This window comes from Hymenobacter sp. M1-2 (assembly GCF_057808495.1).
Genome location: NZ_JBTYZO010000015.1, coordinates 121,138 through 146,261, shown reverse-complemented (window position 1 = coordinate 146,261; position 25,124 = coordinate 121,138). Strand labels below are relative to the sequence as shown.

At 59.0% G+C, this 25,124-nt stretch carries 19 protein-coding genes; 12 read left to right on the top strand and 7 right to left on the bottom strand.

Annotation, left to right across the window (positions count from 1 at the left end):
- The first annotated feature begins 3 nt into the window (after positions 1-3).
- The 6 genes from ACYSMN_RS15805 (at position 4) to ACYSMN_RS15780 (ending at position 6,587) form a co-directional block, all read left to right on the top strand.
- A complete protein-coding gene (locus ACYSMN_RS15805) occupies positions 4-768 on the top strand; it encodes a DUF1330 domain-containing protein (protein ID WP_488924875.1) in 765 nt (254 codons plus the stop codon).
- Positions 769-831: 63 nt separating this feature from the next.
- Positions 832-1,713, top strand: a complete 882-nt coding sequence (locus tag ACYSMN_RS15800; RefSeq protein WP_488924874.1) for an oxidoreductase — start codon at positions 832-834, stop codon at positions 1,711-1,713.
- A gap of 74 nt (positions 1,714-1,787) precedes the next feature.
- Entirely contained in the window at positions 1,788-3,344 is a 1,557-nt protein-coding gene (locus ACYSMN_RS15795) for a GMC family oxidoreductase (RefSeq protein WP_488924873.1), read from the top strand.
- 41 nt (positions 3,345-3,385) lie between these two features.
- A complete protein-coding gene (locus ACYSMN_RS15790; RefSeq protein ID WP_488924872.1) occupies positions 3,386-4,252 on the top strand; it encodes an aldo/keto reductase in 867 nt (288 codons plus the stop codon).
- Between the two features lie 73 nt (positions 4,253-4,325).
- Positions 4,326-5,411, top strand: coding sequence for an alpha/beta hydrolase (locus ACYSMN_RS15785; protein WP_488924871.1), 1,086 nt, complete (start codon positions 4,326-4,328; stop codon positions 5,409-5,411).
- Positions 5,412-5,588: 177 nt separating this feature from the next.
- Positions 5,589-6,587: an alpha/beta fold hydrolase gene (locus tag ACYSMN_RS15780; RefSeq protein ID WP_488924870.1), complete on the top strand. Its 999-nt coding sequence runs from the start codon at positions 5,589-5,591 to the stop codon at positions 6,585-6,587.
- 176 nt (positions 6,588-6,763) lie between these two features.
- On the opposite strand, the gene ACYSMN_RS15775 is transcribed toward ACYSMN_RS15780, so the two are convergent.
- Positions 6,764-6,901, bottom strand: coding sequence for a hypothetical protein (locus ACYSMN_RS15775; protein ID WP_488924869.1), 138 nt, complete (start codon positions 6,899-6,901; stop codon positions 6,764-6,766).
- Positions 6,902-6,948: 47 nt separating this feature from the next.
- The gene (locus tag ACYSMN_RS15770; protein WP_488924868.1) at positions 6,949-8,433 is read right to left on the bottom strand and encodes a phytoene desaturase family protein; all 1,485 of its coding nucleotides are present in this window, start codon (positions 8,431-8,433) and stop codon (positions 6,949-6,951) included.
- Between the two features lie 523 nt (positions 8,434-8,956).
- Here ACYSMN_RS15770 and ACYSMN_RS15765 point away from each other — a divergent pair.
- The 6 genes from ACYSMN_RS15765 (at position 8,957) to ppk1 (ending at position 18,143) form a co-directional block, all read left to right on the top strand.
- The gene (locus ACYSMN_RS15765) at positions 8,957-9,613 is read left to right on the top strand and encodes an HAD family hydrolase (RefSeq protein ID WP_488924867.1); all 657 of its coding nucleotides are present in this window, start codon (positions 8,957-8,959) and stop codon (positions 9,611-9,613) included.
- Between the two features lie 515 nt (positions 9,614-10,128).
- A complete protein-coding gene (locus tag ACYSMN_RS15760; RefSeq protein ID WP_488924866.1) occupies positions 10,129-11,463 on the top strand; it encodes a T9SS type A sorting domain-containing protein in 1,335 nt (444 codons plus the stop codon).
- 270 nt (positions 11,464-11,733) lie between these two features.
- Entirely contained in the window at positions 11,734-13,083 is a 1,350-nt protein-coding gene (locus tag ACYSMN_RS15755; RefSeq protein ID WP_488924865.1) for a T9SS type A sorting domain-containing protein, read from the top strand.
- 191 nt (positions 13,084-13,274) lie between these two features.
- Positions 13,275-15,257, top strand: coding sequence for a DNA topoisomerase (ATP-hydrolyzing) subunit B (gyrB, locus tag ACYSMN_RS15750; RefSeq protein WP_488924864.1), 1,983 nt, complete (start codon positions 13,275-13,277; stop codon positions 15,255-15,257).
- 127 nt (positions 15,258-15,384) lie between these two features.
- Positions 15,385-15,768 (top strand): RidA family protein, encoded by a 384-nt coding sequence (locus ACYSMN_RS15745; protein ID WP_488924863.1) that lies wholly within the window; start codon positions 15,385-15,387, stop codon positions 15,766-15,768.
- A gap of 56 nt (positions 15,769-15,824) precedes the next feature.
- Positions 15,825-18,143, top strand: a complete 2,319-nt coding sequence (ppk1, locus tag ACYSMN_RS15740; RefSeq protein WP_488924862.1) for a polyphosphate kinase 1 — start codon at positions 15,825-15,827, stop codon at positions 18,141-18,143.
- A gap of 198 nt (positions 18,144-18,341) precedes the next feature.
- Here the strand turns inward: ppk1 and ACYSMN_RS15735 are convergent, their stop codons facing one another.
- The 5 genes from ACYSMN_RS15735 to ACYSMN_RS15715 form a co-directional block, all read right to left on the bottom strand.
- Positions 18,342-19,337: a Ppx/GppA phosphatase family protein gene (locus tag ACYSMN_RS15735; protein WP_488924861.1), complete on the bottom strand. Its 996-nt coding sequence runs from the start codon at positions 19,335-19,337 to the stop codon at positions 18,342-18,344.
- Positions 19,338-19,428: 91 nt separating this feature from the next.
- Positions 19,429-20,226 carry a LytR/AlgR family response regulator transcription factor gene (locus ACYSMN_RS15730; protein WP_488924860.1) on the bottom strand — a complete coding sequence of 266 codons (798 nt, stop codon included), beginning with the start codon at positions 20,224-20,226 and terminating at the stop codon, positions 19,429-19,431.
- A gap of 114 nt (positions 20,227-20,340) precedes the next feature.
- A complete protein-coding gene (locus ACYSMN_RS15725; RefSeq protein ID WP_488924859.1) occupies positions 20,341-21,399 on the bottom strand; it encodes a sensor histidine kinase in 1,059 nt (352 codons plus the stop codon).
- 53 nt (positions 21,400-21,452) lie between these two features.
- On the bottom strand, positions 21,453-22,289 hold the full coding sequence (locus ACYSMN_RS15720; RefSeq protein WP_488924858.1) for a DUF4249 domain-containing protein: 837 nt from the start codon (positions 22,287-22,289) through the stop codon (positions 21,453-21,455).
- A 280-nt stretch (positions 22,290-22,569) separates the two neighbouring features.
- On the bottom strand, positions 22,570-24,990 hold the full coding sequence (locus tag ACYSMN_RS15715) for a TonB-dependent receptor (protein WP_488924857.1): 2,421 nt from the start codon (positions 24,988-24,990) through the stop codon (positions 22,570-22,572).
- Between the last annotated feature and the right edge of the window lie 134 nt (positions 24,991-25,124).

Genomic DNA, 25,124 nt, shown 5'->3' with positions numbered 1-25,124 from the left:
CTTATGGAAACCGTAGCCCCGGACGCCGTTCCGTTTTACTTGGTAGCCGAAGTAGAAGCGCCCGATTTAGCGCCGCTGAACGCCTATTTTGAGCACGTGCCTGGCTTGGTGGCGCAGTACGGCGGCCATATCCTGGCCGCCGGCGGGCCCATCGAAACTATAGAAGGAGAGTGGGCACCGAAACTGCTTTTCCTGCAGCGCTGGCCCAGCGCCGCCCGCTACCACGAGTACTACAACTCGCCGGCGTACCAGCCCTTCAAGCAAAGCCGCCTCCAAGTAGCGCACTCGCGGGTGATTTTGGCCGGAGGACTGGCCGATACCAGCGCCGCCGACGAAGCTCGGCGCGCCCAGGCCGCCGAGGTGTTCGGTAAGTACCTGCGGCTGCTCGTGGCCGACGACCTGAGCGCGTGGGCGGAACTCTACACCGAGGACGCTGTGCAGGAGTATCCCTACACGCCCCCGCCTTTCCCGACGCGCATGGTGGGCAAGCCGGCCATCCACGAGTTCATGGCGGGCATCTTGAAGGAAGTGGATTTCCGCGGCTTTCACGGCTTGCAGCTCTTCCCCACCACCGACCCCGACACGGTATTCGTGCAGTTCGACGCCGAGGCCGTGATTCGGTCGAGCGGGCGGCCTTACAACAACTCCTACCTCGGTCGCCTCACGCTGCGCGACGGGCGCGTCAGCTTCTACCAGGAGTTCATGAACCCGCTTACCACCATGCAGGCCTTCGGGCTGCCCATGCCGGCTGCTGCGGCCGAAGTCTAGCACCTGAGCCGCCTGGTCAAGCCGCTCGTCCAATTCCATCCACCTCTTACTTCCTGCTTTGCCATGACCAAACCCTCTCATTCGCGCGTCTGGCTGATTTCCGGCGTATCCAGCGGCTTCGGCCGTGCCCTGGCCCAGGTGGTAGCCGCGGCTGGCGACACCGTAGTGGGCCTGCTGCGTCAGGCAGCGCAGCTCGACGCTTTCAACAAGCTGGTGCCCGGCCGCACCATCGGCGTGCAAGCCGATGTGACCGACCACGCTGGGCTGCCCGAAGTGGTGCGCCGCGTGGTGCAGTCCTATGGCCGCCTCGATGTGCTCGTCAACAACGCGGGCTACGGCCTGGCCGGGGCCGTGGAGGAAGTCAGCCTCGACGAAGCGCGGGCGCAATTTGAAACCAACGTCTTCGGGGCGCTGCACCTGACCCAACTCGCGCTGCCCATTATGCGCCAGCACGGCAGCGGACACATTGTGCAAATTTCCTCGGTGGGCGGTTTTGTGTCGTTTCCGGCGGTGGGGCTCTACAACGCCAGCAAGTACGCCCTGGAAGGCTTCAGCGAATCATTGGCCCAGGAAGTGAAACCGCTTGGCATCCACGTGACCATTGTGGAGCCGGGGCCATTCCGCACCGAATGGGCCGGCGGCTCTATGAAGTTTGCCGCCCGCGAAATCGACGATTACCGGGACACGGCTGGGGCCCGGCGCGTGGCGCTGCGCAACAGCAGCGGCCACCAAGACGGCGACCCGGTGCGCGGCGCCCAAGCCATTCTGCAAGCCGTCAATAGTGAGCAGCCACCTCTGCGCCTGCCGTTGGGCCGGTCTGCCCTGCAAGCCATGCGCGGCAAGATGCAGCGGCTAGAAGCCGAGTTGCTGGCCTGGGAGCCGGTCATCGTGGACACGGCTTTTGCTCCGGAAGAGACGTCTCAAATGCCAACGCAACCGCAGTAAGCGCGGGCCCAAACCTGGCATCACTGCAAGAAGAACCCGCTTCTTTCTTTACTGACGAGCTAGAAATTCACTTCATGAAAGAGTTTGATTATATCATTGTAGGCGCGGGCACAGCTGGCTCCGTGCTAGCCTACCGCCTCACCGAAGACCCACAGGTTCGGGTACTGCTGCTAGAAGCTGGCTCCATGCCGCCCGCCGATACCGACAACCCCGCCACCTGGCCCGCTCGCCTGGGCACTAGCATCGACTGGAACTATCCCACCATCCCGCAGCCAGGGTTGAATGGCCGCATTGTAATGGAACCCCACGGCAAGATGCTAGGCGGCTCCTCGGTGCTCAACGGGATGCTCTACACCCGCGGCCACGCCCTCGACTACGACAACTGGGCTTACAATGGAGCCACTGGCTGGAGCTCTGCCGAGTTGGAACCCTATTTCGAGAAAGCCGAGCACTTCACCGAGGACGGAACGGACGGAGCCCAAGGAAGAATCTGGATTGAGAATACCCACACGGACCGCGCCCACCCATTGTCGCGGGGCTTTCTGGCCGCCGCTGACCAGCTAGGCTTCACGTCCCTCGCTGATTTCAGCCGTCAGCTCAACGAGGGCGCCGGTTGGTTTCGAGCTAATATCAAGGATGGTAAGCGCTTCGGCACCTTACAAGCCTACTTGCTGCCAGCTATGCAGCGGGCCAATCTCACCGTTCAAACGCGTGCGCAGGTTACGGGGCTGCGTTTCGAGGGCAATCGATGCGTTGGGCTGAGCTTCGTGCAGGATGGGCACTCGCACCTAGCACATGCAGCGCAGGAAGTGGTTTTGGCGGCCGGGGCCGTGGAGTCGCCTAAGCTGCTGCTGCTGGCGGGCATTGGGCCGGCAACTCAGTTGCAGGAACATGGCATTCCAGTTCGTCAGGACTTGCCAGGGGTTGGTGAAAATTTCCACGACCACGTGATGGTGCGGGTGGTGTACCAGCCGCGCCAGCCGCTGCCCTCGCCGGAGCAAATTGCCTGCGAGGCTGCTTTGTTCGTCAAGTCCAACCCCGACTTACTGGTGCCGGATCTGGAGCTGATTCAGATGACAACCACCTTCAGCTCCGACGCGGCCGAAGCCACCCGTTATGTAGTAGCGGTGGTGGCGGTGCAGAAACCTTACGCTCGTGGCTTTGTGCGTTTGCAAAGCTCCGACCCGCTGGCCACGCCCCTCGTGCATCCTAATCTGCTCGGTGTGCCGGCTGATGCTGAGCGCCTCGCCCAGGGCGTAGAATGGGTGCGTCAGCTTTACCGCCAGCCGGGCATGGCCTCTTGGGTGGGCGCCGAAATTGAGCCTGGTTTGGAGGTTGCCGCCAGTGGTCCGGCCCTGGTGCAAGCTATCCGCAACGCGGCCGTGTCGCAGTGGCACATGAGCGGCTCAGCCAAAATGGGCTGGGATGCGCTGTCGGTGGTGAACCCTCAGTTGCAGGTGCACGGCTTTGAAGGGCTGCGGATAGTGGATACATCAGTATTCCCGACGGTGGTGACCGGCCATACGCAAGCGGCCGTCGTGGCCGTGGCTGAGAAGGCGGCCGACCTGATCAAGGCGGCGCGCGGAGCCGCTGCGCCAGTAGCCTGGGCCAATACCAAGGCGCCGGTCTAGCCCGAAACTCTTTCTCTGATGAATTCAAGAACCTGCTTTGTATGGAGGACCTCACTGCTTTCACAACGGCCCGCGCCGCCGATACCATCACTCTAGGCCGCGACCTGACCGTCTCGCGCCTTGGCTACGGAGCCATGCAGCTCACCGGCCCCGGCGTGTTCGGGCCCTATCCCGACAAAGCCCAAGCCATCAAACTGTTGCGCCGAGCAGTGGAGTTGGGCGTCAACTTTATCGATACAGCCGATGCTTACGGCCCGCACTTCAGCGAAGAGCTGATTGCCGAAGCCCTGTTTCCGTACCCGACGGACCTGGTCATCGCCACCAAAGGCAGCCAGACGCGGCCCGCCCGCTACTCCTGGGTCACCAACGGCCGCCCCGAGTACCTGCGGCAGGCCGTGGAAGGCAGCCTGCGTCGCCTCCGCCTAGAGCGCATCGATCTTTACCAACTCCACCGCGTCGATCCGCAGGTACCCTTGGAAGACAGCCTCGGCGCCTTACGCGACCTACAGCAGCAGGGCAAGATTCGGCACCTCGGGCTGTCGGAAGTATCGGTAGCTCAAATCGACCAGGCTCGGCGGGTGGTAGACATCGTGGCGGTGCAGAACATGTTCAATTTCGGTGCCCAGCAATGGCATAAGGAACTGACTTACTGCGAGCAGCACGGCCTTGCTTTTCTGCCCTGGGACCCGCTGGGCCACGGCCGCGCGCCCAGAACAGCCAGCAAGCTCCAGCACGTGGCGCAGGCCCACCACGCCACCGAATACCAAGTGGCGCTGGCTTGGCTGCTGCACCGCTCGCCGGCCATGCTGCCCATTCCGGGTACTTCTTCCATCAACCATTTGGAGGAAAACCTGAAGGCTGCGGGGCTGCGCTTATCTGCCGAAGAACTGACCCTATTGGCTCACTGAGCCTGTTGGTTTCGCGCGGCCCGCTACGCACCTATTCTCCTTGTCAACGTCTTCATCACAACCCTTTTGCTTCATGGAAACTCTCGAAAAAAACGACACCCTGGCGGACGGCTCGGCCTACCAGCAAGTACCCTCTGTGCGCGTGCGCCCCACTTACGTCTCGGCCCAGGAGCCCGATGGCCACCTGCCCCTCGACCCGGCTGAGCTGCTCAAGCCCGACCCTAGCCGCCGCACCGCCGTGCGTTTCCACAGCGACGGAATTGAGCTGGCGGGCCACCTCTACCGCCCGCCCTTCGCCGCCGAAACCGACGTGACGCCCGGCGTCGTTATGTGCGGTCCCATTTCCAGCATCAAGGAGATGACCGTGCCCCACTACGCCGTGCGCCTGGCCGAAGCGGGCTACACCGTGCTCACCTTCGATCCGCGCAGCCTAGGCGAAAGCGGCACCGCGCCCGGCCGCCCGCAGTGGCACTACGACCCGGGTGAGGTCATCCAGGATTATTACAACGCCATCAGCTACCTACTGACCCGGACTGACGTGAACCCCGCCGCCGTGGCCGCGGTGGGCGTGTGCATGGGCGGCGGGTACGCCGTGTCGGTAGCTGCGCGCGACAAGCGTCTCAAAGCCGTGGCCGCCGTGGCCGGCGGCTACAATCCCGGTGGCTACTTCCAGCAGTGGCTCGGCCAGGAAGGTTTCGGTGAGTACCAGCGCAAGATCAACGCGTTGGTGCAGCAGCAGTACGAAACTGGCGAAGTACAATACGTGCCTACCATCGCCCACGCGCTGAGCGAGGAGACGCCCGTAGCCATCATGCCCTTTGAGGGCGCCTACAAATACTACGACCAAACCGCCCGCGCCGACGCGCCCAACTGGTCCTATAAAATGACGGCTGAGTCGCTGCTGCACTGGTTTGCCTACAACGGCAGCAAAGATGCGCCGCTGGTCACGCCCACGCCGTTGCTCATCGTGCACGGCACCCGCGACATCGTACTGCCGCCCGAAGACGCTCAAGCCACTTACGACGCCGCCCAGGGCACGAAGGAATTGGTATGGATTGAGTCGCACAACCACTTCGAGTTCTACAACCAGGACCCTTACGTGAGCGAATCCGCCGCCCACGTCGTGCGCTGGCTCGATCAGCATGTTGGTGGGAAATAAGCCGCGGTTTGGCATCGTACCACACTAGTTCTGCTCCCGAGTGAAAGCAGCGCGTTCCGACCGTTCTGTCAGCCATTTGTTAGCCAACGCCCTAGTCTCGGGTCACAGCAAATGATGGACGGTTGGGGCGCGCTGGCTTCGCTCGGCCGACCGGCTCACCTAAGTACATCAGCCCTCATGGACACGAAAACCACCACTACTATCGACCGCGCCGCTTTTTACGTGGTGGCCCGAAAATTTCACTGGGTTCTGTTACTGCTCGGCGGCTTGGCTCTACCTGCCGTGGCCCAGCCTACCGCGCCGGAACCTGCCCTGCGGCACGGCACCATGAAAGTCGGCCCAACGCAGACGTTGCACTACGTAACGGCCGGTCAGGGGCCGCCGGTACTGCTAGTGCACGGGTTTCTCAAAACCTGGCAAAGCTGGCGCAAGGTCATTCCTCTGCTCGCTCAGCGGTACACAGTTATCGTCCCCGATCTGCCGGGCTTGGGCGAGTCGTCGCGTCCCGCGGCCGGTTACGACGGCCGCAGCGTGGCCGATGCCCTGCACCAGTTGGTACAAGGGTTGGGCCATAAGCAAGTGAGCGTAGTTGGGCACGACGTGGGCGGCTGGATGGCTTACGCCTACGCCGCCGCGTACCGGCCGGAAGTGCAGCGCTTGGTTATTGTCGACGTGACGCTGCCCGGCATCGGCCTGGAAGAAGCTATGGACGTAGCTAAGGGCGGCTCTTGGCACTTTGGTTTCAACATGCTCCCCGAACTCCCTGAGCAGCTTGTCAAGGGCCACGAACGGGAATACGTGGCGTGGTTTGCGCATCACCATTCCTGGGTGAAGGGCGCCATCAGCGAAAGTGACATTGACCTGTTTACCCAAGCCTACAGCGCTCCTGGCGCCATGCACGCCTGCTTGGAGTACTACCGCGCTCTGCCCGAAGATGCCAAGCAAAACCGCGCTTCCGCCGCCCAAAAACTCGCTATGCCCGTGCTGGCCGTAGGGGCTGGCCACATGCTGAAAGATGGCACTCTTAAAGACTTGCAACGCGTAGCCACCAACGTGCGCGGCGTAATGGTGAATGAAAGCGGCCACTACGTACCCGAAGAGCAGCCGACTGAATTAGCGCAACACCTGCTGGCCTTTCTGGGCGAAGGAGCGTCAACTGACCGGGCCAAACGCTGAAGGCAATGAGATTAGGCACCGAGGCTATCTTCGAGGGAGCCCGCAACGTGGAAAAGCTCACTGCTCGAACTACGCATTATCACCGAGCACGTCGGCTTCGTTAGCCAGCGGCTTCTCTTTGAACAAGTATCTCACCAGTAGTTGTACTGGTGGGCCAATAATCAAGATAGCCAGAATCACCACCACGTAGGTACACTCAACGGCACGCCAGCCAGCGTAAAGCCAATTAAAAGGCCGCCCAACACCACGACCACCCAATCTTCGTACAGATGGAAAGCGAGTTTGGCAGGGGCCGTTTCGGTAGCAGTTGGCATACGAAAGAAGCCGAAAGAAGAAAATGACGACGCGCCGCCTTGCTGGGCTAACCTGGCAAGGCTACGCGCGCCGGTTGCTGCGTCTCGGAGTAGAGCGGCGCGGCCCGGAGGCCGAATACGTCGCGGAGGGCGCGGCTGGCAGCGTGATAGCCGCACATACCGTGGACGCCGCCGCCGGGCGGTGTGGCCGACGAGCACAGATACAAGCCGGTCCGGGAGGTACGGTAAGGCGAAGCGCGGAGTGCCGGGCGCGTAAACAGCTGGCCCACATCAAGCAGCCCCCCGTTGATGTCCCCGCCCACGTAATTGGGGTTGTAGGCTTCCATCTGCGCCGTATTGAAGGTGTGGCGGCCAATGATTCGCTCCCGGAAACCCGGCGCAAACCGTTCGACTTGCTGCTCAATGGCCGCCGTCATATCCACCTGGGAGCCGTTCGGCACGTGGCAGTAGGCCCAGGCGGTATGCTGGCCGGCTGGGGCGCGGGTGGCATCGAAGAGACTTTGCTGGGCCAGCAACACAAAGGGCCGCTCCGGATGCTGGCCCTGGGCGGCGGCTTTTTCGGTGGCCGCAATTTCTTCCAGCGTATTGCCCAGGTGCACGGTGCCCGCCTGCGCGCACTCGGGTGCCGTGAAGGGGATGGGTGCGGCCAGGGCCCAGTCGATTTTGAATACGCCCATGCCGTAGCGGTAGCGCCGTAGTTGCCACTGGTACACGTCGGAGAGGCTGTGCCCGGCAATTTGCAGCAGCTGCGCCGGGGTCACGTCGAAGAGCACGGTGCGGGCCGTGGGCAGCTGGGCCAGGGAGCTGATGTAGGTGCCTGTTTCAATCTCCCCGCCCAAGGCTACGAAGTGCGCGGCTAGGGCATCGGCAATGCTCTGGGAACCACCTTTGGGCAGCGGCCAACCCTTGCGGTGGGCCGCAATCAGCAGCACCAGCCCAATAGCAGAGGTGGTGAGATTGGAAAGCGGCTGAATGGCGTGGGCGGCCATGCCGGCAAACAAGCCCCGGGCTTCTTTGGTCTTGAACCGACCCGCCAGCGTGGTGGCTGGCAGTAAGGCAGGCAGCCCAAACCGGGCCATATCCACGGGGTGCTTCGGCAGGTGAAGCGGCGCCAGTACGTCGGTTACGATGTTGGGCCACAGCGCTACTAAGGGTTCGAGCAGGCTTCGGTAGGCGGTTTCATCCGGCCCCAGGAGCCGGGCCGTATCGGCCAGGGAAGTCAGGGCAGCCGCGGCCGTGCCGTCGTCGAAAGGGTGGGCCGCGGCTACGGGGGGCGTGATGTATTCGAGACCGTACTGGGCCAGCGGCAGGGTCTGGAAGAAGGGAGAGCCTGCTGCTAGCGGATGAATGGCCGAGCAGATGTCGTGGCGAAAACCGGGCAGCGTCAGTTCGGCGGTGCGCAGGCCGCCGCCGAGTTGCTCCTTGCCTTCGAGCAACAGCACCGACAACCCTGCCTGCCGCAACACGATGGCCGCCGCCAGCCCGTTAGGCCCGGAACCTACTACCACGGCATCATATTCTGGGTTGCTCATCTACTGAAAAAGGAAAACGTACGGGTGATTATACTTCATGTGGCGTCAGCTCGTGGCGGTATTTTGTCAAGGCAGAACCCTAATCGGAGCAACGAGCCAGCCTGTTCTGTTGTTGGAGCTACGAATCAAGAATGACAGCTGAACACATATTAGCCAGCCGACAGCATGAGCGACGATAAGGTATTTGTACGGTTTCCGCCGCCGAAGACCCGAACAAAAAGCTTTTTCTTGCACAAGAAGCGCCAAACCACCGGGCCGCCGCACTTGGCAACTAACTTCAAAGCAACAGGATGTGACTAGAATCCTCACCGCCGAACGTACAACGCTAGCTTGCGATGTAAACAGCGGCAATGCAGAGGTGCTGGCCAGGCATGGTCTTGTTACCCAACACAACTCCGAACTTTATGCTTGCCACACGGGGGTAGCTGCTTCAAGTCTCATCAAATCCTGATAAAACGACTTGCGACGCGGCCTTGTCGGGCCGTTGTTGCAGTCCTGAACCTTTCACGCTACTTGCTTACCGATGGAGAGCTTTGTCATTTTTGATATGGATGGGGTGCTGGTCGACAGTGAACCACTGCACTTTGAACTGGAGCAACGCATCTTCGAGCAGCTCGGCCTGGCCGTAGACCCGCCCTTGCACGATAGTCTCGTGGGCATGGCCCCGCGCACGATGTGGCGCACCCTGCAAGCCCACTTCTCCCTAACCCAACCAGTGGAAGAACTGCTAGAACTGGAGCGGCAACTCAAACTCACGGAATTGCAACAGCGCAACGTGCAGTGCATTCCGGGCGTCGATGGGCTGCTGCAACGGTTGAAAGGGGCGGGCTGCCGGCTATCAGTGGCTTCTTCCTCGCCCCGGGCACTGATTCAACTGTTCATCGACAAGCTGGAATTCCGCCCCTATTTCGACCATCTCGTCAGCAGCGAAGACGTGCGCGAGGGCAAACCCGCCCCCGATATTTTCCTGGAAGTGGCCCGCCGCTACGGCCAGCCGCCGGCCATCTTCACGGTGGTAGAAGACAGCGCCAACGGGGTCCGGGCTGCCAAAGCGGCCGGCATGCGCTGCATCGGCTACCAGTCCAGCAACTCCGGCCAGCAAGACCTCTCGCAAGCCGACACCATAACCACCGACTTCCACCTCCTCAGTCGGGTTGATTTTCAATTGGCCTCTAGTTAGCCCCGGCCACCTCTACGTTCATCCCAGATTGACTTATCCTACACCCTATAGGAAGCCGTCACAACTGCTGCGCGACGAATCCAGAGGCAGCTTCATATGAACGATTGTCGCACCATTGCAACTATCGAAGCAGTCAAGCCGCAGGTAGTTCTTCTGCTGGCAATTTTTGTCGTGTGCGTACGGCTGCGCTACGACATAATTAGCTGATTTAGTACACTTTACGGGGTCAGTCCCACTGCCAGCAGGTAGGTGGTGAGCCACAGCAGCACAAGCAAAGTGCGAATTACGCGTCGGGTAATAGGAGGGTTTACAAAGAAGCGCAGAATTAATCAACTGTCGAACTTACGGAACTCATAAAGCTTAATGAGGATGCCAGCATTTAAGTAACAGAATGCTTTTTAAAGGCTATTATCCAGCTACATACTAATCTTCTTGATTTTATTTCAAATAAGGTATACAACCCTTTCTGCTACAATGGGGTCTTAAAAACAAACCATTCTTTTTTTCCTTATATCATGTACAAACACATACTCCTGCTGGGCAGCCTATTTTCGATAGGCACCACGGCAAAAGCCCAGTGGGCTACGCAACCCGTTGGCTTTGCCAACCCAGCTACCACCCCCACTCTCATCGAAGCGGTAAGTCCTACCGTGGTTTGGACTGTTGGTTATGACTTAGTTGGTGATGATTCCAATGAAGTTGCACTCAGTACCAATGGGGGTACTACCTGGACTGTGGGAACAGTTACGGGGGTGACTACGGCTACAGAGTCCGTGTCTTCGCTAGCTGCCATCAGTAATACTACTGCCTGGGTAACGGTAGTAGGAAATCGGGCTGATGGCCGCATAATGAAAACCACAGATGGCGGCCAGACGTGGGTACGCCAAACCACCCCTGCGCAGTTTGGAGATGTCAACAGCCAACCCACTGTAGTCCACTTTTTCAATGCTAATGATGGTGTTGCGTTGGGCAGTCCCATTACTGAGGGAGGACTATTTGAAGTATACACCACCAGCAATGGTGGCACCACATGGACTGCAGCGGCCACGCCACCCACTTCTAACTCGCGGGAAAATGCTGTAGGTAACAGCTACGCAGTGGTAGGTAATACCATTTGGTGCGGCACATTTCAAGGCCGCGTGCTTCGCAGCATAGATAAAGGGCTTACCTGGACAGTGGCAGCTACAAGCTTAGAAGAAGTTCGAAATCTAGCCTTTGTCGATGCCCAGAACGGATTGGCTTCCTCTCTGGACGAAAGGACAGGTGAGCGGCTTTTAGAGCGCACTACTGATGGCGGACGTACCTGGACGCGCGTCAATTACACGGGCGCTTTCCCCGCCTACGGTCTTGATAACGTGCCTGGTACCAATCAATACGTTAGTACCGGCTTTGACTTAGGCGACGGAATCCGGGGTACGGCCTTTTCCCGCGATAATGGGCAGACCTGGGTTACGGTGGAAAATACCAACGACAACCTGTACGTGGAGTTTGCTAGTGCTACCGCGGGCTGGACGGGCGCCGTTAATGCCACGACTGGTGCCGGACAGGGTATTCGCCGCTTTACCAGCAGCGTGCTGGGTACCAAGCAGGCTACGCCGGAGCAGCAAGGTTTCAGCGTGTATCCCAATCCCAGCAACGATGGCCGCTTTGTCATTGGCTCAACGAAAGCGCGGACGGGAGTGGAACTGCGCGTCGCCGATGCCGTAGGCCGGGAAGTAACGCGCCGCGCTTGGCAGGGCAGCACGGCCGCTCCCTTTACCCTCGATTTGAGCCAGTACCAAGCAGGCGTCTATTCACTGGAAATCCGCTCCGAAGCAGGCACGAGCCACCAGAAGCTAGTGGTGCGCTAAACGGTATTAACCCCCTTCAAGGCTAAGGATTATCCTGCTGGCTGTGGAAGTGTTTACCCTCACTTTGTAGCTTCTTGCTCAGAGTGTCACCGCTCGGTTATGAAGCTACGGCTTTGGCTGCATGCACTTCGTTACTGATGGTGCGAAAATTGCTAAGAAGCTTCTTAGGCTCTTTTATAGAGAAGACGACCACACAGTTATCTCCTCTGTAAAAGAGCCTTTTGAGTAGGTAGGAGTAGTAAGCAATTGTTCATTTCTTTTCTAATAATTATGAAAAAACAAGTATTCTTCCTCGCCGGGCTAGTGAGCAGCCTGTTTTCAGTAGGAGCGCAGGCGCAATGGGTAAACAAGCCTATATCTTTCGCTAACCCCGCGCAATTCAACTTCAGCATCTCGGCTGTCGATGCTAACGTGGCCTGGACCACCGTCCTCAATTACAATGACCCAAATGATGGCTCGACTTCATTGGTTTGCCGCACCACCGACGGTGGCAACACCTGGCTGACACGTCCGGTAACAGGCCTGTCTAACACGAGCATCGTGACCAGCATCAGCGCCTTAGATGCCAACACGGCCTGGGCTACGACCGCCGAGGCAAATGCAGCTGGCGGCGGCGTGGTGAAGACCACTGACGGCGGCGCTACCTGGACGCGGCAAACGACAACCGCGCAGTTTGCGACGCCTAGCAGCTATCCGAGGCTTGTCTATTTCTTCGATGCCAATGCAGGAGTCGCTATTGGTGACCCAGATGCTGCGGGTTTTGAAGTTTACACTACTACCAACAGTGGCACCACCTGGGTTCGAGTACCGGCTGCCAATATTCCTGCGCCCATCGATCAGGAGGGTGTAGGTGGCGATGTTCCCTTTATAGCTCGGTCCGGTAACAACATTTGGTTCGGCACGGACGAAGGCCGGGTGTTTCGCTCCACCAACCAAGGGCAGACCTGGGCAGCCAGTGACACGCCCATCGATAATTTCGAAGCCATTGCTTTCCGTGACGCCAACAATGGATTGGTTATGGATGAAGATGGTGGCATTGCCCGCACCACGGATGGAGGAGCTACCTGGACGCAGTTGAGTCCTACTGGCCCGCTGCATTCTATAGGCCTGGACAACGTACCTGGCACCCAGACCTACGTCTCCACCGGATTCACCGGACAGCCTAACGGCCCGGGCTCTTCCCGCTCCACCGACGACGGACAGACCTGGACTGCCATCGAAAGCACGGTCAATCATGCTTTGGTTGATTTTGTGAGCCCGACGGTTGGCTGGTCGAGTGGAGTAATCGTATTGCCCAACGAGGACTTACAGGGCAACGGAATGAACCTCTACAATGGTTCTACACTGGGCACCAACTCCGCACTGGCGGCCCGGCTTGGGCTAAGTGCCTTCCCTAATCCCGCTTCTGATGGACGCTTCACAGTAAAAGCACCTGGTCTCAAGAGCGCCACTACGGCTCGCGTATTCGATGGGCTAGGGCGCCAAGTGCTTGTACAAGACTGGCGTGCTCCCCACGCTGCTCCACTAGCGCTGAGCCTAAATGGCCAGACGGCGGGCGTGTACGTGCTCGAAATCACTACGCCCGAAGGTTTCGTACGCCAAAAGCTGGTGGTGCGCTAAGCAGTATCAGTGCTGCTTAGGCATGAAGCTAAAAGGCCTGTTTTCGCTACGAAACAGGCCTTTTTCACGTCTTAATTTTTCAGGATTTTCTCCGCCTAAAATAGCAGGATATTCGCGGCTGGCGCTAGCAAAAACCGTATATTTTCGGTACTTTTGCAGGATAGCATCATAGCTGAACTTACGCCCGCAACATGAGCGAAACGAAAGAGATAATCGGTGCCTCGGACTACTCCGCGGATAGCATTCAGGTACTCGAAGGGCTCGAAGCCGTACGCAAACGTCCTTCCATGTACATCGGCGATACTGGCGTCAAAGGCCTCCACCATTTGGTGTGGGAAGTCGTCGATAACTCCATCGACGAAGCCTTAGCTGGCCAGTGCGACTATATCGAGGTGACCATTCACCCCGGTAACGCCGTTTCAGTCCAAGACAACGGCCGCGGCATTCCCGTTGGCATCAACCAGAAATTCGGCCGCTCGGCCCTCGAAATAGCCCTGACCGTGCTGCACGCCGGCGGTAAATTCGACAAAAACAGCTACAAAACGTCCGGTGGTCTGCACGGCGTGGGCGTGTCCTGCGTGAACGCGCTGAGCACCCACACGCACGTCACGGTGAAGCGCGACGGCCACATCTACGAGCAGGAGTACAACATCGGCATCCCGCTCTACGACGTACGTGAAATTGGGGAAACCACCGAGCGGGGTACCCGCGTGTGGTTTCAGCCCGACTCTACCATCTTCGACGAAACCCTCGAGTATTCTTACGAGCGGATAGCCACTCGCCTGCGGGAATTAGCCTACCTCAACCGGGGTATCCGCATTGTCCTCACCGACTTGCGCGGCACCGAAGACGGCGGCGAGTCCGAGCCCGTACGCAGCGAATACTATTCCGAAGGTGGCCTAGCCGAGTACGTGCAATACCTCGACAGCAGCCGCACGGTGCTGATGAGCCGGCCGGTTTATGTTTCGACGGAGCGCGGTATTCCAGTGGAAGTGGCCTTCCAGTACAACGACTCGTACCAGGAGCACATCTTCTCCTACGTCAACAACATCAACACCCACGAGGGCGGCACGCACGTGGCGGGCTTCCGCTCGGCCATCACGCGGGTGCTGAAAGCCTATGCCGAGAAATCGGGGGAGGTGGCCAAGGCCAAGATTGAGATTCAGGGCGACGACTTCCGCGAGGGCCTCACGGCTATCATCTCGGTGAAAGTGGCCGAACCCAAGTTCGAAGGCCAGACCAAGGGCAAGCTGGGCAACTCTGAAGTGAACGGCGCGGTGAATACCGTGGTGGGCGAAATCCTCAACCAATATCTCGAAGAGAACCCCAAGGAAGCCCGCATTATCGTGGAGAAAGTGATTCTGGCCGCCAAGGCCCGGATTGCCGCCCGCAAGGCCCGCGAAATGGTGCAGCGCAAAACCGTGCTCGGCTCCAACTCCCTGCCCGGCAAGCTGGCCGACTGCTCGGAATCGGACCCGGCTATCTGTGAGCTGTACTTGGTGGAAGGAGATTCGGCCGGTGGCACCGCCAAGCAAGGCCGCAACCGGGCGTTTCAGGCCATTCTGCCACTGCGGGGTAAGATCCTCAATGTGGAGAAGGCGCAGGAGCACCGCATCTACGAGAACGAGGAAATCCGCAACATGATTACGGCCCTCGGGGTGAGCTTCGAGAAGAAGACCGACGAGGACGACGGCAGCACCACCCGCTCGCTCAACCTCGACAAGCTGCGCTACCACAAGGTCATCATCATGACCGACGCCGACATCGACGGCTCGCACATTCGGACGCTGATCCTGACGTTCTTCTTCCGCTACATGCCGGAGTTGATTGAGAAGGGCTACATATACATCGCGCTGCCGCCGCTCTACCTCGTGAAGCGCGGTAAGGAAGAGCGGTACTGCTGGACCGAAGATGAGCGCCAGCAGGCGCAGGAAGACCTAGGCCGCGGTAAGCCCGAAACGGTGAACGTGCAACGTTACAAGGGTCTAGGCGAGATGAACGCCGAGCAGCTCTGGACCACCACCATGCAGCCCGACACCCGCTCCCTGAAGCGCGTAGACGTGGATTCCGGCGCCGAAGCCGACCACCTGTTTTCCATGCTGATGGGCGACGAAGTGGCGCCTCGCCGCGACTTCATCGAGAAAAACGCCAAATACGCGAAACTCGATGTCTGATCACGGATTGGCGCGGATTTTGTAGCTGGTGTTTAGCTAGCATAAAAAACGCCGCTCACTAGTGAGCGGCGTTTTTTTGTTGGTACTGTGCTTGCAATTTGATGGGTCTTTTCTTTGGTTGAAAACTATGCGACAGAACATATCTTCCGGGGCTCCGTGGGAGCCGATTGTGGGCTACTCGCGGGCGGTGCGGGTGGGCGATGTGGTGGAAGTGGCGGGCACTACGGCCCAAGACGGTGACACGATAACTGGTGTGGGCGACGTGTACGCGCAAACCAAGCGGGCCTTGGAAAAAATAGGGGAGGCGCTGGTGGCGGCCGGAGCTTCGCTGAAGCACGTGGTGCGCACCCGCATCTACGTGACCGATATTACGCAGTGGGAGACCGTGGGGCGGGCGCATGGGGAGGCGTTTGCGGCCATCCGCCCGGCTGGCTCAATGGTAGAAGTGAGGGCCTTAATTGACCCGCGGCTGCTAGTGGAAATTGAGGCTACGGCCATCATTACGCGATAAAGTACTACCAGGGTGGCCCATTTTACCGTATTTTGCCATTCCTTTCGCTCTACTCTATGAAGCTCTTCAAATCTGCCGACCTCATCCGCAAAAGCAAGTACATCAGCCGCGACCTCAGCTGGCTGCGCTTCAACTATCGCGTGCTCGACCAAGCCAAGGACGCCAGCCGACCGCTGTTCGATAGGCTACGGTTTCTGAGCATCACTTCGTCGAACCTGGATGAGTTCTTCATGATTCGGGTGGGCTCGTTGTACAACTACCTCGACTACGGCAAAGAGCGGGTGGACTATTCGGGGCTGCGGGAGCTGCCGTTTCGGCGCAAGCTGCTCGACTTTGCGCACCGCTTCGTTAACGACCAGTCGATGACGTATTTGAATGAGCTGAAGCCGCAGTTCGAGAAGAATGGCTTCAACATTCTGCGCATGGACGAGCTGACGGAGCTGGAGCTGAAAAAGGCCGATGGCTACTTCAAAAACACCATCTTTCCGCTGCTCACGCCGATGGTGTACGACTCCTACCACGGCTTCCCGCTGATGATGAACCAGATGCTCATCCTGGGCGTGGTGACGCGGACCAACGACGTAGGCACGGAGAAAGGGCAGGAGCGGCTCACGTTTGTGCAGATTCCGCAGAACCTGACGCGCTTCTTCGAACTGACGCGCAAAGACAAAGTGCTGTTCGTGCCCATCGAGGAAATCGTGCGGGCCAACCTGCCCAAGCTGTTCCGCAACGTCGATATCGAGTCGGCCACGCTGTTCCGCATCACGCGCAACGGCGACTTCACGCTGGAAGAATCCGACGACATTGACACCGATTTTATCAAAGAAATTCAGCAGGGGCTCAAAACGCGCAAGCGGGGCCGCGTGGTGCGCCTGGAAGTGGAGCCCGGCGCGTCGAACCTGCTCATGTCGGTGCTGAAAGAGCGGTGGAAGATTGATAACGGCAACGTGTTCGTCATTAATTCGCTGATCGATCTGAAGGGCTTGCTGCAAGTGCTCAGGCACCCCAACCTCCGCAACAAAACCTCGCGCCTGCCCGCCACGGTAGCGCCACTTAGCCTACCCGACGGAGCCGACGAGAACCTGTTTGAGTACCTCAAACACCACGACGTACTGCTGCACCACCCCTACAACAGTATCGAGCCGATGGTGCGGCTGTTGGAGCAAGCGGCCGAAGACCCGCAGGTACTGGGCATCAAGCAAACCATTTACCGCCTCGCCGACGACTCCCGCGTGACGGCCGCGCTGCTCAAAGCCGCCGAAAACGGCAAGCACGTCTCGGTGCTGTTCGAGGTGAAGGCTCGCTTCGATGAGGAGCGTAACATCCGGGAGGGTGCTAAGCTGGAAAAGGCGGGCTGCTTCGTCATCTACGGGGTGAGCAAGTACAAGACGCACACCAAAATGCTGATGATTATCCGCAAGGAAGGCGAAAAGGTGACGCGCTACGTGCACATCGGCTCCGGCAACTACAACGAGCAAACCAGCAAGCTCTACACCGATATCAGCCTGCTCACGACCAACGACGTGTACGGCCACGACGTGTCGGAATTCTTCAACGTTATCACCGGCCACTCCCAGCCCGACGACTACGAATACCTCATCACGGCGCCCAAAGACATGCGCCAGCAGCTCATTCACCTCATTCGGGAGGAAGTGCGCAACGCCAAAAAAGGCTTGCCCAGCGGCATCGTGATGAAGATGAACTCGCTGGAAGACAAGGAAGTAATCGACGAGTTCTACAAGGCATCCAAGGCGGGCGTTCCCATCCGGCTCATCGTGCGCGGCATCTGCTGCCTACGGCCAGGCCGGCCGGGACTGAGCGAGCATATCGAAGTACGCAGCATCGTGGGCGACTTGCTGGAGCATGCGCGCCTGTTTTACTTCCACCAAGCCGGCCAGCCTAAAGTATACGCGGGCTCCGCCGACCTAATGGTGCGCTCCTTCGACCGGCGTATTGAGGCGCTGTTCCTCATTGTAAATCCGCAGCTTAAGCGCGAGGCCATCAGCATTCTCATGCTGAACATGCTCGACAACCAGAACACCTACACCATGCGCGAGGACGGGGCTTACATCCGCCGCGTGCCCGCTCCGGACGAGCCCAAAGTGAACGTGCACCGCGACTTCTACCGCCGCGACGAAGAGCGCCTGGCCGCCGCTACGCCTGAAGGACTGCTGGCCTTACTGCAACAGCCAGCGCCGAGCGAAGAAGCTAGTGCCCCAGTAGTAGGGGAGGAACCGGCAGCCGTGGAGGCTGCCAGCGAGGCTATTGGTGGCGATGGGTATGAGCCCGATGGCGAGACGGAAGAAGGGCAGTTCGTGTACCCGGTAGTTGTAGCTGAGGAAGACGAGGCCGAAGCAGCCGAGACAAATGTGTAATGCTGTCATTGCGAGGAGGGACGACGCAATCCTTCCTCTCACAGCGTAAAACTTAAATTAAGCAGTAAGCCCTTGACGTTATCAATCTTCAAGGGCTTGTCTGTTTGGGAAATTGGTCTCAGAGAGAGGAAGGATTGCCACGGCTGCGCCTCGCAATGACATCTGGAGCATTCACTCAACCACTCATTTCACCATTACTCATTCCACTTCCGTGGGGCGACTTTGCACGGCGGGAATGGGCGTACGGGAAGAATGATCTTCGCGAGTGCGGATTTCGTCGAAGTGCTCTTCGAACAAAGTTTGGAGCATGCCGTCTTTGAGGCCGATGTCGGGCACTATCATTTGGTGCACGTTGGCCCACTCCATAGCGGAGAGGTAGATGTGGCCGGCCGGCACGATAACGTCGGCGCGGTCGGGGTTGAGCATAGCTACGTTCACGCGCTCATCCATGCTCATCTTGGTGAGGTTGTCGAGGGTGGCGGCGATACGGCGGCGCGTCACGGGCTTATCAAGCTGCGACGACTGCGCCATGCTGTAGAGCTTGTTGATGTTGCCGCCCGTGCCAATGGCCCGCGTTACGTGGTAGCGGCGGGCGTTTTCGGTCACCCATTCCTCCATGCGCTGCCAGGTGTCGCGCATGGCTTCGGTGCTCATGCCGGCTTCTTCCTGCTGCATGCGCCGGATGGAACCTACTTCGAACGACTGGGAAGCTACTTTGCGCCGGTCGTGGTAGATGTTGAACTCGGTGCTGCCGCCGCCTACGTCGATGTGTAGGTAGTGCTTTTTGTCTTCGAGCAAGTGCTCAATCACGCGGTTGATGTAGGCGGCTTCGGCCTGCCCGTCAATCACCTGCACTTCCATGCCCAGTTCCTGCCGGATGCGGGCCGCAACTTCCACACCGTTGGTGGCGGTGCGCATGGCCGAGGTGGCGCAGATCAGGTAATGATTGGGCGCTACGTCGTGCACTTCCATCAACAGCTTGAGGGCGTGCAGAAACTTGATGAATTTCTCCTGCTTCTTCTCCGAGATGGTACCGGTGGCAAACACGTCTTCGCCGAGGCGCAACGGATAGCGCACATATTCCACCCGCTTCAGCCGATACCGGTTACCGTAGTGAAGCACCGCTGAGATCTGACAACGAACAGCATTGGAACCGATGTCTATGGCGGCGAGCTTCAGTAAGGGGTACTCCATTCGGCGAGGGGGGATGGTGGAAAGCGAGGCCAAAGATAGCCCTTTGGCGAAAGCAGACCAGACCCGTCGAAAAATTGCTATCGGCACCCTGTCAGTTGCGCGCCACCTTGCTCACGGGTAATTCTCCTTCCAACCAAGCCTTGAGCGCTCCGGCTTTGTCGCGGCTAATAACGGCCTCTTCCGTCGATTCAGGGTGCAGATCGAGCTTGAGCTTGCCGTTGAAATAGGGGTGCAAACGGCGCACGGCGCTCAGGTGCGCGAGCAACTGGCGGTTGGCCCGGAAAAACTGCTGCGGATCGAGCAGGCGCTCCAGTTGCTCCAGCGTGTAGTCGATGACGAAGCGGCGGCCATCGCGGCAAATCAGGTAGAGCAGCTCACGGCGGGTTTGGAAGTAGGCAATTTCGTCTACTTCGAGGGGCAATAGCTGCTCGCCGCTGGCCACCAGAAAGCGCGTTTTGTATGGGCGGCCGGTGAGTGGCAGGCTGTCGAGGAGGCGTTCCAAGCGCTGACTGCCTTCCACGGGCGAAAAGGCCGCGCGCAGGTCGTGGTATTTGGCTAGCGCGGCCCGCAAATCCACGAGCTTGATGGGTTTGAGCAGGTAATCGACACTGCGGACCCGGAACGCCTTGATGGCGTACTCGTCGTAGCTGGTGGTGAAGATGATGGGGCTGGTGAGGCCCACCTGGTCGAAGATTTCGAAGCTCAAGCCATCGGCTAGCTGGATGTCGCTTAGAATAAGGTCGGGCGCGGGGTTGCTGGCAAACCATTGCCGGGCCGCCGCCACGCTGCGCACCACGCCCACCACCTCCGCGGTAGGATCAGCCTGTTGCAGCAGCCGTTGCAGGCGCTCCGCCGCCGGGTATTCATCTTCGATGAGCAGAAGTTTCATGGGAGGAGTTAGGAGCTAGGAGTTGGGAGCTAGAAGCAAGGAGCCAGTTAGGAGTAGGAATCAAAGTGGTCCTGGTGTTGGTAGGATACCACTTGAACTTCCCACGCCTAACTCCTAGCTTCTAACTCCTAGCTCCTGCAAAAGAGGAACGCGCACGGTGAACAGGCCGCCTTCGCGGAGCACTTCCACAGGGTGTTCGGAGAGCAGGCGGTAACGGTTGATGATGTTGCGCAGACCTACTTTGGTGGATTGTTCGAGGCCGGTTTTGGGTTGCACGTTGTTTTGGACGCGCACGTAAGCGGAATCGGTTTCGGTGGATAGCGTTACGTGCAGCGGGTTTTCGGGCGAGATGACATTGTGCTTGATGGCGTTTTCGACCAGCATTTGCAGGCTCAGCGGGGCCACGTTGGTGGCGTAAGCGGCCGGGGAAATGTTCTGCTCCACTTGCAGGTCGTCGCGGAAGCGGGTTTTGTTGAGGTACAAGTAGGCTTCCACGAAGGCCATTTCCTCGCGCAGTGGCACGGTGGTTTTGTCGCGGCTCACGAGCACGTAGCGGTACACGTCGGCGAGCTGCTCCAGGTAGGTGTGGGCTGGCTCGTTATTGTCGTCGATGAGAGCGGCCAGCGTGTTGAGAGAGTTGAACAGAAAGTGCGGATCGAGCTGGCTACGCAGCGTTTCCAGTTCCGATTGAATGCCGGCCCGCGCCAGGGCTTCCGAGCGTTGCAGGTTTTTCTTCCACTCCCCAAAGAAGTAGATGCTCTCATAAAACGAGGTAACCACGACCGTCGGCACCAGCTTCGACAAGAAACTAGTGAATAAATGACCTTTCTCGCACAGCGGTACGCCAAACAGCAGACGGTGCAGTTCGTTGAGCAGCACGGTGGCTACAAACGTGTAGCAGATGCTGCTCACCGTCTGCACCACCAGTCGCCGTGCAGTTTGGTCGTAATGCGGAAAGAACCGGCGCATGAGCACAAAAATGGCCCGGTTGCCCTCCCAGAGCAGCAGCGTAATGCAGAAGGAAAATAAAAAGCCGTTGAATATGGGCACGCTGAGTTCCTGCGGCCAACCATCGAAGGACAAGTGCATGATGATGGATACCAGCGGGATGCCAAGCAGCCGCAGCCACTTGTCGTTCAGGATGAGGGCGGGGGTGGATGGAGCTGCCGACATGGGAGGTGCGGTGAGTAGCATAGAAAATAAGCGAAGCCGGAAGGTGCTCTAAACTACTGAATAAGAACGGAATCACGGCGTACGGTGTAGCCGGCAAAATACCCTACTGCTTTCTTGGCCGATCCGGGCTGGACATTGCGGACGTTGGTGCGCACGTTGGCCGGGGGCGCGGCAAATATGCCGCTGTTGTTGAGTTGCGTAACGGCTTCGTTTAGAAAGAAATAATAATCGCGGGAAAGCGAGTTCAGTTCCACCCGAATCGTGTCGCCGAGGGCGAAAGTTTCTTCTTCCGCCTGGTTGTTGTTCAGCTCGAAGGCCCCAATGTAGCGGCCATCCACCAGCTCATCGGAACGCACAAATAAGTCGGAAGGGCGATTGAGCAAGCGGCCGTTGCGAAACACTTTGAAGCGGAAGTAGTCGCCGACGCCGGGAAACTCGGGGCCGTAATAGAGCACGTAATAGCCTTCTTCATCGAGCGTAGTGGCCTCCCGAAATTCAGCCCGCACGCTGTCGATGGGCGGCGTGCGGCGGATTTCGGTTTCGGCGCGGTACTCCTCGCCTTCCGCTTGGATGGTGAGCGTGTAGCGCCCGCCGATCTTGCCCTGAAAGCTGCTGGTCACGTAGACGCCGGGTTCCCGCTCGGTCAGAGTTTCGCGGTTGCCTTGGTCGTCGGAGAGCGTGAGCACCGCGCCGGGCACTGGCGGCAGGGCCTGCTCATCGAAGTAGGGGACGGTTTTGGTCAGCTTCACCACGTAGGGGCCCGGTTGATCGGTCACGGCACCATCTACGACCAGCAACGGCTGGCCTTCGGGAATGTCTACGTCGATGACATCTTCGCAGGCACTGAGGCTGAAGGCGGTTAAGAGCAGAAGAAGAGCGGTACGTTTCATGGTTCGGTGGCCTCTCGTTTACCTCACCCCCTAGCCCCCTCTCCAAAGGGAGAGGAGGAACTAGCTTTTAGTTTTTTAGAGCTAGCTCCCCTCCTTGGTTAAGGAGGGGTTGGGGGTGGTTGAAGGGTAGAATTAAATGGTAGAGCTAGTAGTCGTGCAACGATTTTTACCACCCCCAACCCCTCCTTAAAAAAGGAGGGGAGCTAAAAACTAGTTTTCTAGTTCTAGTTCCCCCTCTCCCTTTGGAGAGGGGGCTAGGGGGTGAGGTAAACGAGAGGCGCTAAAAGCTAAAATTGTAGGTAACGGCCGGGATGATGGAGCCGAAAACGGCCAGGCGGACGGCTTCGGTGCGGTTGGGGCTGTCTTCGTTTTGGCGGAAGTAGATGCTGTAGGGGTTGCGGCGGCCGTACACGTTGTAGATGGAAAACACCCAGTTGGTTTCCCACTTAGGGGCCCAGCGGGGGCCACGGCCTTTGCGGCCTTGCAGCGTGGCGGCCAAGTCGAGACGATGGTAGGCGGGCACGCGGTAGTTATTGCGCACGTCGTTGTTCACGTTCGGCAGCACGAGGCCCTGGTAGACGTAGCGCGAGTCGGGGAAGGTGGTGGCAATGCCGGTGCTGTAGTTGAACGTGCCCGACACGGTCCAGCGCGGTGCCAGCGCGTAAATGCCCACTACGGCGAGGTAGTGCGTTTTATCGTACTTGTTCACGTACCACTCGCCGTTGTTGATGCCGTCGATTTTGCGCTCCGAGCGGCTGAGCGTGTAGCTGATCCAACCGGTGAACGGGCCCTGATTTTTCTTCACGTAGAACTCGGCCCCGTAGGCCCGGCCGTCGCCGTAGAGCAGGTCGGCTTCTAGGAACTCGTTGAGCAAGGTGTTGGCCCCGTCGATGTAGTCGACTTGGTTGTCCATGCGCTTGCCGTACACTTCCACGCTGGCCTCGTAGGCGTTGTCCTGGAAGTTGCGGAAGTAGCCCAGAGCTACTTGGTCGGCGTGTTCGGGCTTGGTATTGGTGGTACTCGGCGTCCAGACATCCAACGGCGAAGAAGCCGTGGTGTTGGATACCAGATGGATGTACTGCACCATACGGTTGTAGCTGGCTTTCAGCGAGCTGGTTTCCGACAGTGTGTAGCGCACCGAGGCCCGCGGCTCCAGATTGGGGTAGCGCTTGATAAGCTCGCCGGCAGCATACTCCCGTGGGTTGACGGGCGTTTTCTGGCGGCCGTTGGGCCCTGCGTAGTCGTACACCGTGCCCGCACCCACGTAGTCGAAAGCAGTGAAACGCACGCCGTATTGGGCCGAGAAGCGCGGCGAAAAGGTGTGCTCGTGGTCAACGTAAGCGGCGTATTCGTTGGCTTGCTGCTCTTGCAAATTCAGCGGCCGGAAAATCGAGGACGCATCGGTGGGGCGCACGGTACCGGGCACGAAGCGGTACACGATGGTACCGGCGCCGAAATGCAGAGTGCTTTGGGGGCGGAGTTGGTAGTTGAAATCGGCTTTGAGCGTGTAACTCACGATGCTGGATTTCCAATTGAAACCCTGCGCGCCTTCGGGCACGCCGAGGCCGTAGCTGTACTGGCTGGCCGTGCCAGTGACCGTCGAGAAAAGCCGGTTGTTGAAGGTATGGCTCCAGCCCGCGGTGCCAAATCGGTTGCCGAAATTGTTGCGAAACTCCTGCCCGAAGTTGAACACGTCGCGCCCCAGGTAGCCCGATAAAAACAGCTGGTCTTTCTCGCCGAGGCGGTAGTTGGCTTTGGCCGTGAAGTCGTAGAAGTAGGCCTGGTTGTCGCGCTGGTCAGGAATGAGCTTGAGAAATAAGTCGCCGTAGGAGCGGCGGCCGGCCAGCACGAACGAGGCTTTGTCTTTGATGATGGGTGCTTCCACGGCAAACCGCGAGGAGATGGAGCCAATGCCGCCCGTGGCACTCAGCCGCTCGGAGTTGCCTTCTTTCAGGCGCACATCCAGCAGCGAAGAAAGCCGCCCGCCGTACTGCGCCGGAATGCCGCCTTTCACCAGTTTCAGGTCGCTGATGGCGTCGGGGTTGAACACCGAAAACAGCCCGAACAGGTGGGAACTGTTGTAGATGGGCGCCTCATCGAGCAGCACCAGGTTTTGGTCGATGCCGCCGCCGCGCACGTTGAAGCCCGAGGCTCCTTCGCCCACGGTAGTCACCCCCGGCAGCAGTTGAATGCTGCGAATCACGTCTACTTCGCCCAGCAGCGCCGGCACCAGCTTAATGGTCTTGATATCGAGCCGACTCACGCCCATTTCCGTGCTTTTCACGTTCTCATCGGGCCGTCGGCCGCGCACTATCACTTCGCCGGTTTGCACGCCTTGCGTGGCCAGGCGCACGGAGCGCGTAACGTTGCCCGAGAGCGTGAGCGTGAAATTTTGCGACTCGAAACCAATGAAACGATACGTCACAACGTGGGTGCCTTTGGGCAAGGCGAGGGAGTAGAAGCCCTTTTCGTCGGTGGTGGTGCCGGTGCCTAAGGCTTGCACGAATACTGTGGCCCCAATCAGTGCTTCGCCCGTGACGCCGTCGCGCAGGTAGCCGCTGAGCTTGGCGCTGCCTGCGGCCGGATCGGTGGCGCGCTCCTTGAGAGCGGGTTGCTGGGCCCACGCTTTACTGAGGCCAAGAGTAACCAGCCACACTAGAGTAGTACCCAGCAAACGAGGCAAAAACTGACTTTGGAGCATAAGGCGAAAAACGAGTAGCACGCTTCAAAAACCCTGATCTGTGGCTACAGCGCCGCAGTGGAACGCTTAGAACAAGTGAGCAGAGCGAGAATCCGACGGGTAAAAGAGCTGAGTCGCTGAGCCACAGCTTAACG

Coding starts and splice junctions, on each gene's coding strand:
- ACYSMN_RS15795 (WP_488924873.1), top strand. CDS start 1,788: ATGAAAGAGTTTGATTATATCATTGTAGGCGCGGGCACAGCTGGCTCC.
- ACYSMN_RS15760 (WP_488924866.1), top strand. CDS start 10,129: ATGTACAAACACATACTCCTGCTGGGCAGCCTATTTTCGATAGGCACC.
- ACYSMN_RS15800 (WP_488924874.1), top strand. CDS start 832: ATGACCAAACCCTCTCATTCGCGCGTCTGGCTGATTTCCGGCGTATCC.
- ACYSMN_RS15720 (WP_488924858.1), bottom strand. CDS start 22,289: ATGAAACGTACCGCTCTTCTTCTGCTCTTAACCGCCTTCAGCCTCAGT.
- ACYSMN_RS15765 (WP_488924867.1), top strand. CDS start 8,957: ATGGAGAGCTTTGTCATTTTTGATATGGATGGGGTGCTGGTCGACAGT.
- ACYSMN_RS15730 (WP_488924860.1), bottom strand. CDS start 20,226: ATGAAACTTCTGCTCATCGAAGATGAATACCCGGCGGCGGAGCGCCTG.
- ACYSMN_RS15790 (WP_488924872.1), top strand. CDS start 3,386: ATGGAGGACCTCACTGCTTTCACAACGGCCCGCGCCGCCGATACCATC.
- ACYSMN_RS15715 (WP_488924857.1), bottom strand. CDS start 24,990: ATGCTCCAAAGTCAGTTTTTGCCTCGTTTGCTGGGTACTACTCTAGTG.
- ACYSMN_RS15725 (WP_488924859.1), bottom strand. CDS start 21,399: ATGTCGGCAGCTCCATCCACCCCCGCCCTCATCCTGAACGACAAGTGG.
- gyrB (WP_488924864.1), top strand. CDS start 13,275: ATGAGCGAAACGAAAGAGATAATCGGTGCCTCGGACTACTCCGCGGAT.
- ACYSMN_RS15780 (WP_488924870.1), top strand. CDS start 5,589: ATGGACACGAAAACCACCACTACTATCGACCGCGCCGCTTTTTACGTG.
- ACYSMN_RS15735 (WP_488924861.1), bottom strand. CDS start 19,337: ATGGAGTACCCCTTACTGAAGCTCGCCGCCATAGACATCGGTTCCAAT.
- ACYSMN_RS15775 (WP_488924869.1), bottom strand. CDS start 6,901: ATGCCAACTGCTACCGAAACGGCCCCTGCCAAACTCGCTTTCCATCTG.
- ACYSMN_RS15755 (WP_488924865.1), top strand. CDS start 11,734: ATGAAAAAACAAGTATTCTTCCTCGCCGGGCTAGTGAGCAGCCTGTTT.
- ACYSMN_RS15745 (WP_488924863.1), top strand. CDS start 15,385: ATGCGACAGAACATATCTTCCGGGGCTCCGTGGGAGCCGATTGTGGGC.
- ACYSMN_RS15785 (WP_488924871.1), top strand. CDS start 4,326: ATGGAAACTCTCGAAAAAAACGACACCCTGGCGGACGGCTCGGCCTAC.
- ACYSMN_RS15805 (WP_488924875.1), top strand. CDS start 4: ATGGAAACCGTAGCCCCGGACGCCGTTCCGTTTTACTTGGTAGCCGAA.
- ACYSMN_RS15770 (WP_488924868.1), bottom strand. CDS start 8,433: ATGAGCAACCCAGAATATGATGCCGTGGTAGTAGGTTCCGGGCCTAAC.
- ppk1 (WP_488924862.1), top strand. CDS start 15,825: ATGAAGCTCTTCAAATCTGCCGACCTCATCCGCAAAAGCAAGTACATC.